Origin of the sequence: Stieleria bergensis, from assembly GCA_007745635.1 — a bacterium.
GTDB lineage: Bacteria > Planctomycetota > Planctomycetia > Pirellulales > Pirellulaceae > Stieleria > Stieleria bergensis.
Window position 1 is genome coordinate 957,342 of sequence record CP036272.1, and the last position, 18,219, is coordinate 975,560.

General features: G+C 54.2%; 15 protein-coding genes. 3 read left to right on the forward strand and 12 right to left on the reverse strand.

Annotated features, from left to right (window positions below):
- Window positions 1-76 precede the first annotated feature (76 nt).
- From SV7mr_RS03085 to SV7mr_RS03100, 4 genes are all read right to left on the reverse strand, one after another.
- On the reverse strand, window positions 77-1,033 hold the full coding sequence (locus SV7mr_RS03085; RefSeq protein WP_145269116.1) for a hypothetical protein: 957 nt from the start codon (window positions 1,031-1,033) through the stop codon (window positions 77-79).
- Window positions 1,034-1,042: 9 nt separating this feature from the next.
- Window positions 1,043-2,680, reverse strand: coding sequence for a BBP7 family outer membrane beta-barrel protein (locus SV7mr_RS03090; RefSeq protein ID WP_145269118.1), 1,638 nt, complete (start codon window positions 2,678-2,680; stop codon window positions 1,043-1,045).
- A 182-nt stretch (window positions 2,681-2,862) separates the two neighbouring features.
- Window positions 2,863-4,194 carry an acyltransferase family protein gene (locus tag SV7mr_RS03095; protein ID WP_145269120.1) on the reverse strand — a complete coding sequence of 444 codons (1,332 nt, stop codon included), beginning with the start codon at window positions 4,192-4,194 and terminating at the stop codon, window positions 2,863-2,865.
- A 438-nt stretch (window positions 4,195-4,632) separates the two neighbouring features.
- A complete protein-coding gene (locus tag SV7mr_RS03100) occupies window positions 4,633-5,262 on the reverse strand; it encodes a hypothetical protein (protein WP_145269122.1) in 630 nt (209 codons plus the stop codon).
- A gap of 540 nt (window positions 5,263-5,802) precedes the next feature.
- Between SV7mr_RS03100 and SV7mr_RS03105 the strand changes: the two genes are divergently transcribed.
- Together SV7mr_RS03105 and SV7mr_RS03110 are read left to right on the forward strand one after the other, a co-directional pair.
- Complete coding sequence (locus tag SV7mr_RS03105) at window positions 5,803-7,998, forward strand: FdhF/YdeP family oxidoreductase (protein ID WP_145269124.1); 2,196 nt, start codon at window positions 5,803-5,805, stop codon at window positions 7,996-7,998.
- Window positions 7,999-8,463: 465 nt separating this feature from the next.
- Complete coding sequence (locus SV7mr_RS03110; RefSeq protein WP_145269126.1) at window positions 8,464-8,979, forward strand: hypothetical protein; 516 nt, start codon at window positions 8,464-8,466, stop codon at window positions 8,977-8,979.
- Here SV7mr_RS03110 and SV7mr_RS03115 read toward each other — a convergent pair.
- The 7 genes from SV7mr_RS03115 to SV7mr_RS03145 form a co-directional block, all read right to left on the reverse strand.
- Window positions 8,976-10,064 carry a hydantoinase/oxoprolinase family protein gene (locus tag SV7mr_RS03115; protein WP_145269129.1) on the reverse strand — a complete coding sequence of 363 codons (1,089 nt, stop codon included), beginning with the start codon at window positions 10,062-10,064 and terminating at the stop codon, window positions 8,976-8,978. The two genes, SV7mr_RS03110 and SV7mr_RS03115, sit on opposite strands and share 4 nt — an antisense overlap.
- Before the next feature lie 35 nt (window positions 10,065-10,099).
- A complete protein-coding gene (locus SV7mr_RS03120; protein WP_145269132.1) occupies window positions 10,100-11,125 on the reverse strand; it encodes an ATP-grasp domain-containing protein in 1,026 nt (341 codons plus the stop codon).
- 48 nt (window positions 11,126-11,173) lie between these two features.
- Entirely contained in the window at window positions 11,174-11,491 is a 318-nt protein-coding gene (locus tag SV7mr_RS03125; RefSeq protein WP_145269134.1) for a metal-sulfur cluster assembly factor, read from the reverse strand.
- 291 nt (window positions 11,492-11,782) lie between these two features.
- Window positions 11,783-13,093: a Fe-S cluster assembly protein SufD gene (gene sufD, locus SV7mr_RS03130; protein ID WP_145269136.1), complete on the reverse strand. Its 1,311-nt coding sequence runs from the start codon at window positions 13,091-13,093 to the stop codon at window positions 11,783-11,785.
- A 59-nt stretch (window positions 13,094-13,152) separates the two neighbouring features.
- Window positions 13,153-14,577 carry a Fe-S cluster assembly protein SufB gene (gene sufB / locus SV7mr_RS03135; RefSeq protein ID WP_145269138.1) on the reverse strand — a complete coding sequence of 475 codons (1,425 nt, stop codon included), beginning with the start codon at window positions 14,575-14,577 and terminating at the stop codon, window positions 13,153-13,155.
- A 138-nt stretch (window positions 14,578-14,715) separates the two neighbouring features.
- Window positions 14,716-15,531 (reverse strand): Fe-S cluster assembly ATPase SufC, encoded by an 816-nt coding sequence (gene sufC / locus SV7mr_RS03140; protein ID WP_145269140.1) that lies wholly within the window; start codon window positions 15,529-15,531, stop codon window positions 14,716-14,718.
- A gap of 57 nt (window positions 15,532-15,588) precedes the next feature.
- On the reverse strand, window positions 15,589-16,338 hold the full coding sequence (locus tag SV7mr_RS03145) for a helix-turn-helix transcriptional regulator (RefSeq protein ID WP_419188027.1): 750 nt from the start codon (window positions 16,336-16,338) through the stop codon (window positions 15,589-15,591).
- 442 nt (window positions 16,339-16,780) lie between these two features.
- On the opposite strand from SV7mr_RS03145, the gene SV7mr_RS03150 reads away from it, so the two are divergent.
- On the forward strand, window positions 16,781-17,884 hold the full coding sequence (locus tag SV7mr_RS03150) for a glucose 1-dehydrogenase (protein ID WP_145269142.1): 1,104 nt from the start codon (window positions 16,781-16,783) through the stop codon (window positions 17,882-17,884).
- A gap of 137 nt (window positions 17,885-18,021) precedes the next feature.
- Here SV7mr_RS03150 and SV7mr_RS25035 read toward each other — a convergent pair whose 3' ends face one another.
- Window positions 18,022-18,162 (reverse strand): hypothetical protein, encoded by a 141-nt coding sequence (locus SV7mr_RS25035; protein ID WP_419188028.1) that lies wholly within the window; start codon window positions 18,160-18,162, stop codon window positions 18,022-18,024.
- Window positions 18,163-18,219: the final 57 nt, after the last annotated feature.

Genomic DNA, 18,219 nt, shown 5'->3' on the forward strand with positions numbered 1-18,219 from the left:
TTTCGCACCTGGGACTGTCCCCGGAGTGAAGAAAAGCGATCTTGAGGAACTGGGACTGTCCCCGTGGGGATGGGTGCTAGGCTGCGGCGCGGCCGTTGTGGCGAAGGCGAAGTTCTTCGTCTTCAATCATGTTGCGCTGCCATTGTCCATCAAGCGTCGCTTGTACCCGCGCCTCAACGCTGCGTCGCATCGCACGATGATAGCCAACCGATGCCGCAAACAAGGTCATTAAGTCAACAAAACGCGTTTGTTCTGATAACGGATGAGGATCAATCACCAAATGACTGTCGCTGCCAAACGTGAATAGCTTGCCGTCGACTTCCCCAATCGCTTCGCCATCCGCTTCAACATCAAAGTCCGCTCCAATCGAGACCCAATGCCGACGCAACAGCACGTTCCACATCCGCTGCGAATCATGAAAGCAAAAACTGAATAATGATGGGATTCGAAAGGTGCGATGATTCTGCTGGATGTAACTGACCTGCTGCATCCGCGTCAGCATCACAGCCATCGTCAAAAGCGATTTCTTGGTCCCCATCGAGTTGTGCACTTCAGTAGTCGTGACCTCCTCAATCGTCCCGACCCAACTCATGCGATCTCCGGTCGTCCGAAATAACTTCATGACCAATCGTCGGGATAACAAATCGGAAGATTGCATCTGCATGATCTCATCTTCCGAAAGGTCTTCCTCTAGCCGCTGCTTCTGCTGCTCCGAAAGACGCCCCGATCCCTTAATTGACTGCTTGATCTCGCGACGCCGCTTGTCTTTAAGTGAACGAATGGAACTGTGCAGTTCCTCGGCGTCCGGTTTCCAAACATCGGTTCGCAATCCGACCATGTGAGACTCTTCCCACTGCTCGGTTTTTGAATCCAACGTGCTGACGGTGCCCACGCAATCCATGTGCGTCGTGAAGTGATTGGTGTCAGCCGTTTTCAGCTTTTGCAAGAGTTCAATGTTGCTGGGATGCACGCCAGGCAGTGCCCACATGTCGATGTAACGCTGACAGCCTTTGTATTGCTTTCCAGTTGCCATCGTTACCAATCAGTAAATGTAAGCCAAACCAAAGTGAATGCTTTGCAAGTAATACGTGTCCGATCGGAAGCTAAACGCTGGACTCTGTGATCCGACTGCCGGATCTGCCAAATTACTTGCCAAGCCGGGATCGATCGCTCCCGAGACATCCAGGGCATCCGTCATGACAACTAGGTCATATCCAAAGGTGACGTCAACCGCAGGGAATCGATGCCAACCTACCGAAAGACTAAGTTCCGGAACAACACCAAAAGTTGTGTCGCTGTGCTGGCCTGCATTGGTCGAGCGAACGAGCAATCCGTTGGGATCGGTGACATTGACACCCCCATTGCTGATGAACGTCTCACCTCGAAGGTTCGCCCGACGCGTGACCGCGCCAAACGCAATTTTGAACATCGTGGATAACGACCAATGATCTTGGCGGTAGTTTGTGACTGCACCAAACTGAGCGCCGTGGAATTCGTTCTCAACGCCAAACGAGTCCGTGGTTTCCAGGACCGCTCCAACATCCGCAAAGGATGAGTCCAAGGAGATCGATCGATTGTTGAGATGCAACGACTGGTCCAATCGCATGAACTGATAACCATAAAGCCAGTCGACGGTGCCAATTTGATTGTAGGTCAATTGTCGGAACGATATGTCCCCACCGAATACGCGACTGTCACCAATCACCGTGATGTCACCCGTGGCCAATCCAGTCTCACTGACAATCAATGTGTCTTGAGCTGGCGTTTCCCCATCGGTGACGTTGAAGAACGGTCGGGCAATCAATGCCTGCTGTCCGCTGTTGAGACTAAAACCATTGGAAACGTCTCCAGAGAACCAAAAGCGACCAACGACATGCCGATCCTTGCAGTTGTCTAGCCACGTTCCTAGCGTGATTCTGGCACCCGCCTGCGCTTCCCGGAACCAATGCTCATTGCCTAGAAGGATCGTCGTGTTCGCATCATCGAGTGCTCCCGTCGACACCAAAGGCGGTAGCCGGGAACCTTTGCGGAAGTACAACATCAACTCAGCCGACCAGAAAAACTTCTTGGGCTGGACGAAGCATCGCCAACATCCATTGCAACCCATGCTGTCACAGCCACCTGAATCACAACCAAAGGAATCACAAGAGTTATCATAGCTCGGATCGGCAATCACTATCTCAGGCGTGAAGTATTGAGTGTTCTTGCACTTGGTGCAGCCACAGCCCAAAGTGTGTTGCGACGCGGTAGGTTGTGAGGAAACAACGGACGCAGGAGCCGCAGAATCGCTTGGCGATGCAACATGGTTGGGATCCGTCAGTGGCATCGGCAAAGGAGGCTGCGACGAATCAAGAGGCGCCTGAGTGAGGGTCGCTGAATTAATCTCCACCTGATGGTCGACGAGCTTGACCACGGGTTCTGACACCCTTTCGATCAGGCCAGGTGCTGTCCCAGTTGAATCGAGCGATTCCGCTACTTGGTGTTCTTGATGATTCACCCGGTAGCTGCCGCGATCAGGGGTTCGCTGCCGCAAAGGGTTTTGCGCCGAAACTTGGACTGCATTCAAAGCGATCGCAACAAAGCCAAAGCACAGGCAAAGCGTTGTCATGGACCCGTTCGGTCGCGATGCACGGGCTTGCTCTACGTCTCGGATGGGTTCGTTCTCAACGTGAAACTTCATGTTTGCAACTAACTGTCGTGGCCTGCTGGGGGCAACTGCGAATCGGATTGCTCCATCGCAGCGCGTTTACTCACTGGTCTTGGTCGACAGTTGACCACCTTGCGGGTGAGTAAAACCTGGCAAGGTTTGTGGATTATTTGGGTCGCGAGGATTTTGCCGGCGTTTCTAATTGCAAACCGCTGCTACGCGGCACGCTTTTGGCTCGCTATTTCGCCACGACTCTCTGGCTTGCCAAAAGGAACCTCAGGTTCTGCGACTTTTAGAATCGTCGGTGCAGACGCTGTCTTTGACGTTGCTGTCTTTGACGTCGCTATATGCGGCTGACCGAGACGTAGCCACCGCCCGAAGCTGGTTTTTCGGATCGCAGCTTCATAAATCAAGATGCTGATTCCGACCGCAGCGACGAAGGAAATGGCCAGTTTGGTACTCGCTGAACCCGCAGGCCAAACCAGTTCAAGGTCTAAGTGAATCAGCCCCAAAATCGGATGATGCACCAAATACAGGCAAAACGATCCACCCGCCAAGTAATTGATGCTCTTGGGAATCGAACGAGCATAGCGCGCCGCCGAGCCAATCACGCCAAATGAGATCAAGGCTGCGCTGGCAACGGTCAGCGTTGAAAGGGCTAACAAAATCACCAGCGACGATCGTTCACTGACGGCATCCAATCGCCAAAGACCCAGCAAGATCGTTCCCGGAATCACCGCCAATGCTAGACCAGTGAGTCGATTGCCGCGACGTTTCAAATGCTCAAGCCCTGGATCCAGGTGAGCCAAGGCTAAGCCCGCCGCAAAAAATAGCCCGCTATAAATCCACTTGCTGGGAACTGGAAACGGTGAGTGCTGAAACCCCCAAACCACCTCCGGCGCCACTGCAAGGCAGATCACAGCTGCAACCGGCAGGCAAATCAGCATCCGTTTCAAACGTTGACCCAGCCTAGCTCGATCGGACCAAGACGCCTGCGGGCGGCGCTGTATGAATGCCTTCGCCGCAGCTAACAACGCAACGTAAAGAAAAACATAAAGCAGAAACCACAAATGTCCCGTACCCCAGATCTGACCAGCAAGTTCATCGTCGAATTTAAAGCTCTTGAGCTTTCTCGGTGAGACAATCCCGTCATGCACCAGACCGATGGTCCAAACATATAGATTGATCGTTAGCAACACCGTTCCAGCGACAGCAAAGGGAATCAGTAACCGCTTCGCACGGCTCGTCACCAGTCCCCAGCCACTCTGTTTTTTCGCAGAGCGATAGGCAAAGTATCCCGCAATGATCAAAAACAGCGGCATGATCATGAGCTCAATCGGCCACATGACCCAATCTGCCAAGGCCGATTCATGTTGCCGTGCTGACCAAACCAACCCCGGCATAGCGTGCTGCGCATAGGGTGCAGAGGCATGTAGCAGGACCACCGCTAACGCAGCGAACGCACGAACCCATTGCATGCCCGCCAGCTTGTTGCCAGCGGCGCCGGTCGAGTCAAGGGTGTCGATAGATGGAGAATCTGCAGCCATGATTGGGACATAGCAAATTCATCAATTCAGCGGAAGAACAGTCCAGGAAGAAACCCTCTGCGATGCCTAAGGCCCACCGTTTCGCCAGAGTCAGCAGTTTTCCCAGCCTGTTGGGCCGGTTTTTGCAATGAGAGAGTGAACGATCGTTGCAGTTGGCGTTCAGCTGCCTCGCACGTCACCGGATCGATTGATTCTGGTTTCATGTGGACAGAGAATTCCAGCACGTGACAACCGGCTTGTGGTCAGTCTCACGATCAACGCTTAAAAGCACTCGCCGCGAAAACCTTCCCAGTTGAGACGCCACTCTGCGGTCGAAAGGTTCGTCAGCTTTCAAACGGACATCGCTTCGATGCATCTGGCCCAATTGTTAATCAATAAATGGGACGGAGCAGTCTGCTCATCTCTCTGAAAGCCCGATTCGGATGGAATCCGCCAAGCCTAAGCGGCTCGCTTCACGGGATCCAGCATGGCTTGGCTTAGCGAATCTTCCCAGCGATCATTGGTGCGAGTGAGCAGCAACGTCTTTGGCTTCGCAAGTCGCGACAGCAGTTGTAGCTGCGTTTGGTTGGGAGCTTCTTGATGATTCCAAAACACCAGATCCATCTGCCCGTAGGTGGTCAGTACTCGTTGCAAGCCTTGTTGAACGGGCATGGGCACTAAATGCGCTTTGGCTGGAAACTCACGCAGTTGTTGGTGGTACTCACGAAGCGTCACCTGGCTATCGCCCATTTCGAATTCGTCTACCGCGATGTAACGAATCGGTGTGCTGTGGCCGGGGCGAGTGAGCTGATCCAGGATGTCCAGGGAACGATCGTGAATCCCGATTTCCAGAATGGAGTGTGGTTCGGCCTTGACTAACCGGTCAAGCCACCGTTGGTCGTCACGGGAAAGTGATTTGCGTTTCGATGTCGACCGTTTTGCCGGTGCTTTGAGAGCCACTGGCTGCGGTTGAAGTCCATCACTTGCTGAAGAGCTTGTGGACTTGGGGGGCGATTGTGGTTCTGGGGCGGCTTGGTCGAGGGGGGCTTTTTCCCCGCGAAATGAGTTCCACAGTTTGCGAAGTGGCATCGCATGCTCCCCACGTAAACGCCTTGGATATCGGTCATGTCGCAATCATTGCGTCAAAAGATAGCTCTTTATCGACATTTCGATCAGCCCCGCTACAGTCATTTTGGACCGCTTGTCGGCATTGAGGCGGCTGTCGTTCCAGAGCGTCCAGAAAGTCCGCTGTTCTCCCATCGTCCGCTTGGGAATGGATTCGTTTGCCAGTCAAGCCAATGGCTGCTCATTCATCTAGAACCAGTCGTCCATGAATGCATGCAAGCACTTGGTGTCGCCGGCATTGGGGAGGCCGAAGCGATCTCTGAGAGGGGGGCATCGATTGCGATGGCCGATCTTCAAACGGGCGCCCAAGCAAACGGCCAAGCAAACGAACGGGTGAGCCGTCATGCGTTGGGCGGCGCGAGCATTGCTCTTGAACCGGTGGGATGGTTCCACGATCGGTCTCAACGTCACTCTGGAAAGTTTCCTGCCTTTACTCCCAGGACGCCGCTTTCGTTGGTAATATGTGGGGATTAGAGCATCCTAGTTGCAACGGGAAATGAAGCAGTGGTAGTCAAGAGTGGTGGTGGCTTTCGAGCGATTCTTTACACCTTCAAGAAAGGGCGTGAAGCGGGTGGTGTTTGGAAGCTTTTTCGTGCCATGCGAACTCGCAACACCTGCAAGACCTGTGCGGTCGGAATGGGTGGGCAGAAGGGCGGCATGGTCAATGAGCAAGGACATGCCTTTGAAGTCTGTAAGAAAAGCATGCAAGCGATGGTTGCTGATATGCAGCCAGGGATTGATCCAAACTTTTGGAAACAGAACAGCGTCGAAGCACTGCAGCGACTGTCACCTCGTGAACTTGAAAACCTTGGCCGCATCATTCACCCCGTGCGTTATCGGCGCGGTGAGACTCACTATGAAGTGATCACATGGCAAGAGGCTTTTGAGTCCATCGCAAGTAAGCTTGGGGCGGTCAAACCTGACGAATCGTTTTGGTACTTCAGCGGTCGCAGTAGCAATGAAGCCGGTTTCTTGTTGCAGTTGTTAGCGCGGGTTTATGGAACGAACAACGTCAACAATTGTAGCTATTACTGTCATCAAGCCAGTGGTGTTGGTCTGCAATCGAGCATCGGCAGTGGCACGGCGACGATCGTCTTGGACGACCTCGAAAAGGCAGACACTGTATTCCTGATCGGAGGGAATCCGGCCAGTAACCACCCGCGCATCATGACCAGTCTGATGCGCGTCCGGCGCAGCGGCGGCAAAGTGATTGTGATCAATCCTGTCAAGGAAACCGGGCTGGTCAAGTTCCGGATTCCCAGCGATCCCATGTCATTGATGTTCGGCACAAAGATCGCCAGTCACTATGTGCAGCCGCATATCGGTGGCGATTTAGCTTTGCTTTGGGGCATCGCCAAATCGATCGTCGAAACAGGCGACACGGATTGTGATTTCTTAAAGCAGTTCACCAAGGGATCCGAGCAGTGGCTGGCTGCGGTGGAGGCTTTCAGTTGGCAAGAGATTGAAACCAAGTCGGGTGTTGCCAGAAGTGAAATCGAATCGATCGCTAGGGTGTATGCAGAAAGCAAACGTTGCGTGTTCTCCTGGACGATGGGGATCACGCACCACGCTCATGGCGTTGATAACGTGCAAGCGATCGCTAACTTGGCATTTGCCCGAGGCATGGTGGGGCGACCGGGTTGCGGCCTCATGCCAATTCGCGGCCATAGCAATGTGCAAGGCATTGGGTCTGTGGGTGTGACGCCGAAGCTGAAGCAGCAGATTTTCGATGCATTAAAACAGAACTTTGATGTGGAGCTGCCAACGACGACGGGGAAAGACACGTTGGCCTGCATGGAGTCTGCTAATTGCGGCGAAATCAAAGTCGGTGTCTGTCTGGGGGGAAATCTTTATGGTTCCAACCCCGATTCGACCTTTGCTGATCAAGCGTTGTCGAATCTCGAAATGAACGTGATGATCAATACCACGATGAACACTGGGCATGCCTTCGGACTGGCCAAGGAAACGATCATTCTGCCCGTGTTGGCAAGAGATGAAGAGCCAGAGCCGACGACGCAGGAATCGATGTTCAACTTCGTCCGACTCAGCGACGGTGGGCCAAGACGTTTGCCAGGGCCGCGTAGCGAGGTCTCGGTGATTGCCGACATCGGCAAGCGTTTGTTGCCCAACGTCAACGGAATCGATTGGGAGGATTTGGAGAAACCGTCGACCATTCGCAAATGGATTTCCAAAGTTGTGCCAGGTTACGGCAAGATCGCTGACATTGAATCCACCAAAGAAGAATTCCAAATTGAAGGACGCACCTTTCATGAGCCAAAATTTGGTACCGAAGACGGCAAGGGCGTCATGCATTGCCATCAACTACCAAGCTTGAAAGGCACCAGCAATAATCAACTGCGTTTGATGACGGTGCGCAGTGAGGGGCAATTCAATACGGTTGTCTACGAAGAAGAGGATTTGTATCGCAATCAAGATCGACGAGAGATCATCCTCATGCATCCCGATGACCTGGAGCGTTTGGGGTTAGAGCATGACCAGTTGGTGACGGTCACTAGCGAAACTGGGGCTCTGGAGCGAATTCATGCTCGAGCATACGATTCGATTCGTAGCGGGAACGCATTGATGTATTACCCAGAGGCCAATGTTCTGGTTGCCAGACAGGCTGACCCCAAAAGTAAGACCCCGGCATTCAAAGGCGTCGTGGTTGAGATTTCACCACAGGACGCCTCTGATCGTTAGCCGGTCTGGCCAAGCGTTCTGGCAATCCATCTGTTGTCACTATCGGTCTCTGGGCGTTCACCTGCGTGGCGCGGAGACGTCAGCGTGGTGAGCGGGCTTTCTCTGGGCTCTGTTTTTCAAGCCCAATCACCCAGGAAAGTGCTGTGCTTGCATCCTCAAGGCAACCTGCGTGGCGTTCAGGCAACGTGCAGATGTTGATTATTTTATTGCGGGATTGACGAGGGCTGGAGTGACTTTAGGATTCTCGCTCGCCCCTATTGGGACAGAGGTTTGTGTTTGTTTGCCGCAATGCGAACCGCGACCATCGACTGGACCGCAGAGCATCGAACGCAGAAGGAAAATGGCGCGTTCTTGCTGACCAGTCGAAGCTTGCAAGGCATTACTTGCCAGCGAGGCGCCCTTGATTCACCGCCGACCATGTAGTCACCGTGAATTCACTCACCGGCAGATTTGGAGAACGTCGAGATGTTGCTTTCGACTGACGTGTCCTTGCCTAACGATGTGCAACCGGAGTTTCCCGATTGCTGTGTGGTTTGTTCCTGTAAACCGGACAGCTGCGCGGAGCTGTACGTGCATTCACGAAGCTCTTTTCTGGTGTTGTTGCTGCCAGTGTTGATGTTCTCTGGGTGGAGTCGCATCAAAGTGCCGGTGTGCAAGCGATGTCGTGGCCGGTTCTTTCTGCAGCGTTGGGGGCGATCTTTAGTGGCTTGGGCTACCATCGCCGTTGTCATCTGGGGTGTGTCACTCTTGATTCCTCACTGGGAGGCAACGGATAAAGCAATGGTGATCCTCGGCGCCGGGATGATGGTCGCCCTGCAGTATGTGCTGCTGGAAGGTCTGCTGCCGCGAAAGTTCGATCTGTCGGCGTCATCCACCAAGACCACTTACGAATTCAAATCTTCTTCCGCAGCCTTTGAGTTTTATCTGGTCAATCGCAACAATCATCCTGATGCCGACATCAGGATCATCAGTGGCGACTAAAGCGAGTGCTGGTAGAGCGCTGCGATGGCGAAGGCGGGCGCGGAGCGAGAAACCTCCGGTCCCAAGATATCTTGCAGAGAAACCATCCGTGTGCCGGAGTGCTTTGATCGGGCTTCGGATAGCAGGTCCATGCCATGTCCACTGATTAACCAAATGGCATTCTCAGTGGTCTGTTCGTTGGCAATCAATGTGTCGATCGCAGCCGTAAGCACCGACTGGGCCTGTTGATGAATGTGATGCGCCATGGATTCGGCATCTTGCATCGAAACGTTGCGATGGTCCAAGCCAATCATTCTTGCCATCCGATTGGCAGCTTCGAGACGACCGCGGGCTTTTCCATCGGCGGAATCGAAATCATGATTGTTCTCTGCTTGATGGCCAGTCAGCAGCCTAACGTCATCCATGGTTGCAAATAGTTCTCGCATGACGGGAACCATGGTGCCTGCGAATGGCAGTTGTTCAATCAGCGAGCACACTGCGGTGCGTTGGCAGCCCAGGTACACCAATGAGCGTTCTTTTAGGCGATCGAAATCGGTCGCACTGCTGCTGGCAATGTCACCGTTTTTGAGCGGAATCAAATCGCTGGTTGTTGATCCGATGTCAATCAGCAGAGCAGTGGAGTGAGCCGAGGTTGGCGCTGCGGTGAGTTGCTGCATCAGGTCGCTCAAGCACTCAACGGCATCCCAGCGGCTGACTTTGGCAACAAAGTTTGCCAAGCCGTGCCAGTTTGATGCTGCTGCTCGGTCGCAATGCGCTCGTGTCTCTGCCTCGTCATGGAATGTCCCATCGACATGATAGAACGCAGGGGCGGGCCAGTGCAGTGCTTTACAGGCCGAGACCAGTGCCTGGGCGATGTGATCGACACCCTGTTGTCGATCGACAAAGCAATCCGCTAGCTCGCCCGTCATCGTCGCAGCGACTTGATGCCGGCCTGGATAGTGCTCTTGAAGGTCCAGTTGCAACTGTGACGCAAGACGTTGATAGTCCGTCCACATTGGAAACGCAGTGCAGTGTGCCCGTCCCTCTAGCGAGACATACTTCAGATTGGCGCCGCCGAGATCGACGCCAAGGACCGGTAAGGTCATGCGGGTTGCTTTTAGATTTGGGTGGATGGTTGCGATCAGCCAGCTTTGGCGACCTTGTCAATCGACACGCAGCCATCAGATGTCCAGCGAACGGAGTCTTCGCCATACTTGCAACTGACGGGGCCTGATTCTAAGTCAAACAACCGAGCGGCCAAGTTGCCTTTGATCATTTCCCGCAGGCCGACATAAGACGTGGTCAGTCGAGCGTTGATCTCAATCACACAGTCATCGCTAGGCTGATCACCCAGGATGAGGTCCAGTCCCACAAATCCACGAGGTGTTGGTGGCATCGCCGCAATGGCTCGGGCAGCCAACGCAGCGGCGCGACGCTGAGCATCATCGTCCAGTGGTCCGCAACCGCCAGTGTATTGGCAGCTGTTGTCATTGATCGATTGAGAAACTGCGGGCAGAAAGACCTGCGTGTTGCCAGTGCTAATCAGGGACACTGAAATGCTGCGCCCCGGCACCCAGCCTTGCAGAATGTCCGTAGGTGTTAGAGCACTGTGTGCGGATGCAAAATCGCTGAACGTCGCGATCTCCGTCGTGCCGCAGCCATCACGTGGCTTGACGACATACTTCGGCAGGTCCTGCAATTCGTCCAGCAAGCGATTGTCGTCGGTCGACAGATAGGCGGGATGAGGCACTCCGGCGGCGTGAAACAGTTGGGCCGTCTGCAGTTTGTCGCTGGCGACCCGCAGAAAGTCACCGCTACTTGCCACGACATCAATGCCTCTGCTGCGCAAAACCGAGACGCCTTTGGCCAGCGTGCCATCAATCTCGGGGGCAATGATCAAGGCATAGTCACATTGCTGCGCAGCCTGCAACCACTGAGCCCAGACGGGTTTGCCCGCTTCGAAGGGGTGCTTGTGGCATTTGTCGCACTGAAGTTCGAATCGCTCATCGAGGACGACCACAGTCTCGGCAAACTCCGAAACGTCATGTGCCAGAGCACGCAACATCGCTTCGCCTTCTCGGCGCAAGCTAACCGGAAGTTCATTGATGGGCGTGTCGGCAAAGCCGCCGCCGCAAACATATTCACCGATAAAAACTTTCAACGTCATCCTCCAACGATCAGACAATCTGATCGTTCAGATTGCAAAACAAGGTGGTTAGAAAATTCCCAGGTGATCGCGTGCGTCATCCGTCATGCAGTCGGGAGACCAGGGTGGATCCATGACAACTTTGACTTCGCAGGTATCCACTTCTTCCAGCTCTTCTGCGGCGTTTTTACAACCGGAAACCAGCTGCGGGCCAGCAGGGCACATGGGGCTGGTCATCGTCATTTCAATATTCACGTCGTGGCGACCATCTTCTTTTTCTTCGCCAACGCTGACAACATAAATTAAGCCAAGATCAACGATGTTGACGAACAGTTCGGGGTCAATGACTTGTTTCAGCGATTCGCGAACTTTGTCTTCAGCAAGCATGCGACTTGTTCCTAAGAAAGAGGCATCACGACATCGGGTCGTGCATCACTCTGGTGGTCCATTTGTGTTGCGACCGTTTCGCCACACAACTTCAGTAAGCACCAGCAGGAGATCAATTAAGAGCGGACAAGAGGCTGTCATTATACGGCAGTCTCGGGCCGTCAACATCACCCCTGCGGTTGAATGGAGTCGGATCGAGTCATTCCATCCCCTTGCATGCATGGTTTGATGCGGGGGCGTGCAGCGATGCGCGCCGAAACGCACATCTTCAGGATCCAACGACAGGGTAAATCAATCGTACTCGCGCACTTGGCGGGCAATGGCATCGCCCAGCGCGTCGCGAACACTTTCGATACTGATTCGATCGAAGATTTGCTGGAAGAACCCAATCACGATCATCCGCGTGGCTTCTTTGCGTGTGAAGCCTCGGCAGCGAGCGTAGAAGATTTGTTCTTCATCGACTTTTGCAGTCGTGCTACCGTGAGTGCAGCGAACGTCGTCGGCTTCGATTTCCAGGCCTGGAATAGAATCCGCGCGAGCCGCCTCTGACAGCACGAGGTTATCGTTGCGTTGATAGCCGTCGGTCTTCTGTGCACCTGGATCGACTTTGATCATCCCACGCCAGACGGAGCGGCTTTGATCTTGTTGTGCAGACTTGTAAAGGAAGTCACTGCGACAGTCCGGTGCGCGGTGGTACTGCTGGGTGTGATACGCGAGATGTTGGCGGGCTTCGGTGAACATCACGCCATTGACCTGGCATTCAGCACGCTTGCCGATCAAGTCGACCGACTGGTTGACCTTGGACAGTTGTGAACCCATCGCCGCGATGGTCCACTGCAGGGTGGCATCACGACCAACCAGAGCTTTCTGCTGTGCGAAATGGTATGTCTTGTGTCCCCATTCCTGGAGGCTGACGTAACGCAAGTGAGAATTTGCTTTCTGGATCAGTTCAACGCCACCGAGATGTAGCCCAGCGGCTTTGCTGTCGACGCTGTTGTATTCGTGCAGCACCGTGGCCTGAGCACCTTCCTCGATCACGATCAAGGTGTGCGTGGTGTCGCTGCCGCCGTCGGTCAGGATTGATCCGATGTGCAGTGGTTGTTCAACGACAACATTTTTGGGGACATACAGGAACTGGCCACCTTTTTCGAACGCTGTATGCAAGGCTGCAAAGCGATCATGATCGGGATCGAATGTCGAAAACAAATGCTCTCGAACCAGTTCGCTATGCGACTTGGCAGCATCGGAAAGCGAGCAGAAGACAACGCCTTTAGCGGCCAGTTCGTCGCTCAGTTCGCACTGAGTGATTTGACTGTCGATGGTTTCGATGCGGCCACCCAAATCGACTCCGTCTACCAATTGGTGGATGGTGTCCGTTTCAGGTTTGGTTTCCAGAGCCACAGGGGCATGGAATTTAGACAGTTGGAACGTCCGGATATCGGTACGAATCCATTCCTCGCTGCGTCGTTCGGGCCACTGCATTGCATTGGCGTGTTCGAACGCTTCGCGGCGAAGTTGCTTTAGCCAATCAGGTTCACTGACGCCTGCGGTCAGCGCGTCAAAGCCTGTGGCATCAAAAGCTGGCAAAGTTGTGGAGGTCATTTTGATTGAGTGATCAGTGAAATGGTTTGATTTGATGTGCAGAGGAGCAGCAGCGGGCATCAGCCCACGCTGCCTTCCATTTGCAGTTGAATCAGGCGGTTCATTTCGATGGCGTATTCCATCGGCAGTTCTTTCACCAGTGGCTCGATGAAGCCGTTCACGATCATCGTGCTGGCTTCTTGCTCACTGAGTCCGCGCGACATCAGGTAGAACATTTGCTCTTCGCCGATTCGAGAGACGCTTGCTTCGTGCCCGATCTGCACATCTTGCTCGCTGATCTCGATGTAAGGGTAGGTATCGCTGCGACTTTCAGGATCCAGGATCAAGGCGTCACAGACCACGTTGTTCTTGCTGTTGGTGGCACCGGGTTGGACAGCGACTAAGCCGCGATAGCTGCTGCGTCCGCCGTTCTTGCTGATGCTTTTGCTGATGATCTGTCCCGTGGTATCGGGAGCTTCGTGGACCAGTTTGGCACCTGCATCTTGGTGCTGGCCGGCGCTGGAAAAGGCGATCGAAAGGATCTCACCACGAGCACCGGGTTCCTTCATGTGGACCGCGGGGTACTTCATGGTCAGCTTGCTGCCCAGGTTGCCGTCGACCCATTCCATGGTTGCGTCCCTGTAAGCCCAGGCACGTTTGGTCACCAAGTTATAGATGTTGTTGGCCCAGTTCTGGATCGTGGTGTAGCGGCAGCGAGCATTTCGCTTGGCAACGACTTCGACCACAGCGCTGTGCAGACTTTCGGTGGTGTACATCGGTGCGGTACAGCCTTCGACGTAGTGCACGCTGGCGCCTTCGTCGACCAAAATCAGAGTGCGTTCAAATTGCCCCATGCTTTCCGCGTTGATGCGGAAATAGGCTTGCAGCGGGAATTCGATTGACACCCCTTTGGGCACATAGATGAACGAACCGCCCGACCAGACTGCGCTGTTTAGAGCGGCAAACTTGTTGTCTTCTGGAGGGATGATTTTGCCGAAGTATTCGCGCAACAATTCAGGGTGTTCGCGTACGGCGGTGTCCGTGTCGGTGAAGATAACGCCCTGCTTGGCCAAGTCTTCTTCCAGCGACCCGTAGACGACTTCGCTTTCGAACTGTGCTTTCACGCCAGCGAGAAACTTTTTCTCGGCTTCGGGAATGCCCAGCTTGTCAAAGGTGTCCTTGATCTCTTGAGGCACGTCGTCCCAGGTGCGTTCCTGTTGTTCGGTCGGCTTCAAGTAATAGAAGATGTCTTGGAAATCGATATCGATGTCTCCGCCCCATTTCGGCATGGGCTTGGACTCGAAGATATCCAGCGAGCGCAAGCGGAACTCACGCATCCAATCGGGCTCGTTCTTGATATCGCTAATCTGATGAACGATCTCCCGATTCAGGCCCTTTTTGGCTTTGAAAACGCCGGTGGTTTCCGTGCGGAAGTTGTACTTGTTGATTTCACCAATTTCTGGCTTGGCAGTTTCGTCTGCCTTGACAGGTGTGTCAGTTGACATGGCTTTATTTACATCAGTCGGATGGAAGAAACAGATGAAGTCAACGAGCGTGCATTGACTGACGTTTGATCGGTTGCGGGCTGCAGGTGAGCCAGCGCCAGGCCGATCGATTGCGATCGGCCGAGCATTGAAAAGCGTTTAAGCGAGTGCTTCTTCAGCCAACATCTCTTGGTTCGCAGCTTCGGCGTCTGGGTAGGCGTTTCGGATGCGCTCGTAACCGTGTTGATGCAGTTCCTCAGCGAGTTCCTTGCCACCGGTCTCGACCAATCGGCCGCCCAACATGACGTGGGTAAACTCTGGTGGATTGTGCTCAAGCAGTTTGTCGTGGTGAGTGATGATCAGCAGGCCCATTTTCTGATGACCGATATCGGCGATGGATTCGCTAGCCAAGCGAACCGCGTCAGCGTCCAGGCCGGAGTCTGTTTCGTCAAGGATCGCGAACTTTGGCTGCAGCATTGCCAGTTGCAAGATCTCTGCTCGCTTCATCTCGCCACCGGAGAAGCCATCGTTGACATAGCGGCGAGCGAACTCGACATCCATTTGCAAGTGAGACATTTTGTCTTTGAGCTCTTTGCGGAACTCTCGCATTGGAATCAAGTCTTCGCCTTCTTTGCGATCGGGGCGTCGCACGTTGGTTGAAGCGTGACGCAGGAAGTCAGCCATCTTGACGCCGGGAATCGCCATCGGCCGTTGGAAGGCCATGAAGATGCCCGCCCGTGCTCGTTCATTGACTTCCATTTCCAAGACGTCTTCGCCATCAAGTGAAATGGATCCCTCGGTGATTTCGTAGCCCGGGTGACCCATGATTGCCAAGCCGAGCGTGCTTTTGCCGCTTCCGTTAGGCCCCATCAGTGCGTGAGTCTCGCCGTGGTTGATCGTCAGGTTGACGCCGCGAAGAATCGGTTTGTCACCAACGGAAACGTGAAGGTTTTCAATCTTTAAAACGTGAGTCATGGTTTCGCTAAATTCTTAAACGTTAAATGAATCAAGTGGGTTGGAGGTCGTCGGCGGTTAGCCGACTTTGCCATTGGCATGGTGGCTGCCAGTGGCCGTGTGGTTTGATGAAGCAGGTTGCTTGGTCGCTTGAGGTTGATCGGTGCTCGCTGTTTGCTCTGCCGGTGAAAACTGGCAGCAGGCATCACCGTCCAGACGGCACTGGCTTAACTGCAACTGTTCCCCGAGAGCTTCTGAGAGCACTTTTTCTTCGAGTCGGCACATGCTGTGATCGTTGGTCCCATCGGCCAGCGTCGGAAACGGACAGGTTCCGATGTCCAGCACGGGAAGTTCGCCAGAGGAGATCACATCACTGGAGACGCGACGTGAAGCCAGCAGAGCCGACAAACGTTGCATGCGCTCGTCCAGCGGTGCTTCATCATCGAGCTGTGCGGCGTACTCGCGCCCAAGACGCTCGGCGACACGCTGCAGCATTAGGTCACGGAGTTGTGGGTCTTCAATCGCAAGGATCTCTTCCCACATCGCCTGAACCAAGTCCGAGGGGTCAGCGCCGATGACCTGCCGCCCCGCATCGTTGATGCAGTAGTGGTAAGTCGGGCGGCCGCGACCAGCGACTGACTTTTCTCGATCGATCAATCTGGCTTCGAGCAGACGTTCGATTCGTTGGCGAATGGCGGTCGCAGTGACCTGCAGACGTTGCGTCAATTCGCCGATTCCCGCAGTCTGCCCGTCACGCATTGCCACCAGCAAATCGCGATCGACATCGCGAACGCTTGTGTCAGTGGTTGCAGGGGGTTGGTTGATCACGGTACTGGGCGGTTCGGGGATCGCAGGTGCAAAAATTCCGTTAAGCCGCCACGGGAGTGTCGTGACGTCACAAACTACTGTTACCGCCGCACCTATTTTTGACAACTGGCATTGTGAAAAATGGCGGGCGTTTTTTTGGGGGATCTCCATAAGGGCGTGCAGGTCGCCGATAAACGCCTGTTTTGCGGAGGTGTGGGCGGATGAGCGCATTCTGCTCACCCATCATGCGGCCAGATTCACAGCCTGTTTTTAATGCTTGCCTGCCGCGAAAAATGTCTTCAATCCATGTCGTTTCGCCTTCAAAGCCCCCCCTGACCGTCGGTCGATTGGGATGCTAGTATCTGACGCGGATCGCTGAGCCATGGTGTGATTCTGGGTACCCGAGGCACGACTTGGCCAGCTTTTGTCATCCGATTTACCCCCCTTGTAGTAGCAAGTTGATATGAAAGCCGTCGCCGTTACCCCAGGTACTCCTAATAGTGCTCACCTGAGAGACATCCCAGAACCCAGCCTGGATGCTGTTCCAGCTGGCGACGGAGTGTTGGTTAAGACGTTGAAGGTTGGTGTTGATGCAACCGATCGGGAAATCAACGAGGCCCTGTACGGTAACGCTCCCGAAGGAGACGACTACCTGGTCATGGGGCATGAGTCATTTGGGGTTGTTGAAGCGGTTGGTCCGAATGTCACGCGAGTCAAACCTGGCGACTACGTGACCGCGACCGTGCGTCGGCCCGGTGGTTCCATCTATGACATCATTGGCACCAACGACATGACCAGCGAGGAAACCTACTACGAGCGAGGGATCAACCTGCGTCACGGCTTCATGACCGAGAAGTTTGTTGACGAAGAGGAGTACATCGTGCGGATTCCTCAAGGGCTAAAGCACTTGCATGTCTTGATGGAACCCATGAGTTGCGCGGCCAAGGCGGTGCAACAAGCGTTTGAAGCACAGCAACGCATGAAAGTCTGGCGCCCGAAGTTGGCGTACGTCCAAGGTTCAGGCCAAATTGGCTTGCTGACCACTTTGATTCTCAAGCTCAAAGGATTGCAGGTTTACACCTTGGCGCGTGGCGAGGCTCCTAACCTGAAAGCAGAGATCGTCGAAGGCATGGAAGCCAAGTACGTCAGTACTCGTCAGACCCCCATCGAAGAACTTGTCAAACAAACCGGCAAGCCAGACTTGATTGTCGATGCCACCGGTAGCAGCAAGTTGGCATTTGATGCCATGAATCACGTCGGCCATAACGGTGTGGTGGTTTGGACCAGCATTACGGGCGGGGATCATCACATGGAGGTGCCCGCTGATAGTGTCAATTTGAATTGGGTGCTGGGGAACAAGTTGTTGCTTGGTAGCGTGAACGCTAACCGAACTCACTTTGAAAGCGGCATTCGCGATCTCGCTCTGGGGGACATGATGTTCCCCGGTGTCTTGCAGCGTATCCTGACCAATCCCGTCGATGGGCTGGAAAATTTTGGCGAAATGATGCGTCTGCTGATCGAAGACAAAAGTGCCTTGAAGGTTTACATGAATATCGCTGAGGGCTGATCAGCGGCGTTGCATCGCCGGGCACAGTCTCGTTCCGCGACTGTTGCCAATCATTGCCATTGCAGGCCAACGCTGGATGATTGATGCCCATTGCCAGCAGGTTGATGCCCAGAGATGCAATCGATTCCATCAGTTTGTCATTCGTAGCGCCGTCTGCCCGCTTGCTCGCTGCGTTTTGCTCGCTGCGTTGGGGAGTCATGATGGATGCCCCAGTAGCGAGCGATCCAGTAGCGAGCGATCCAGTAGCGGCCAGTGGAGCGAAAGCATCTTCGCTTCACCGGTCATCTCTCTGCGTCATGGCCGAGGCGGCTCGTCTCCACGCCTCCTCTCTCTGC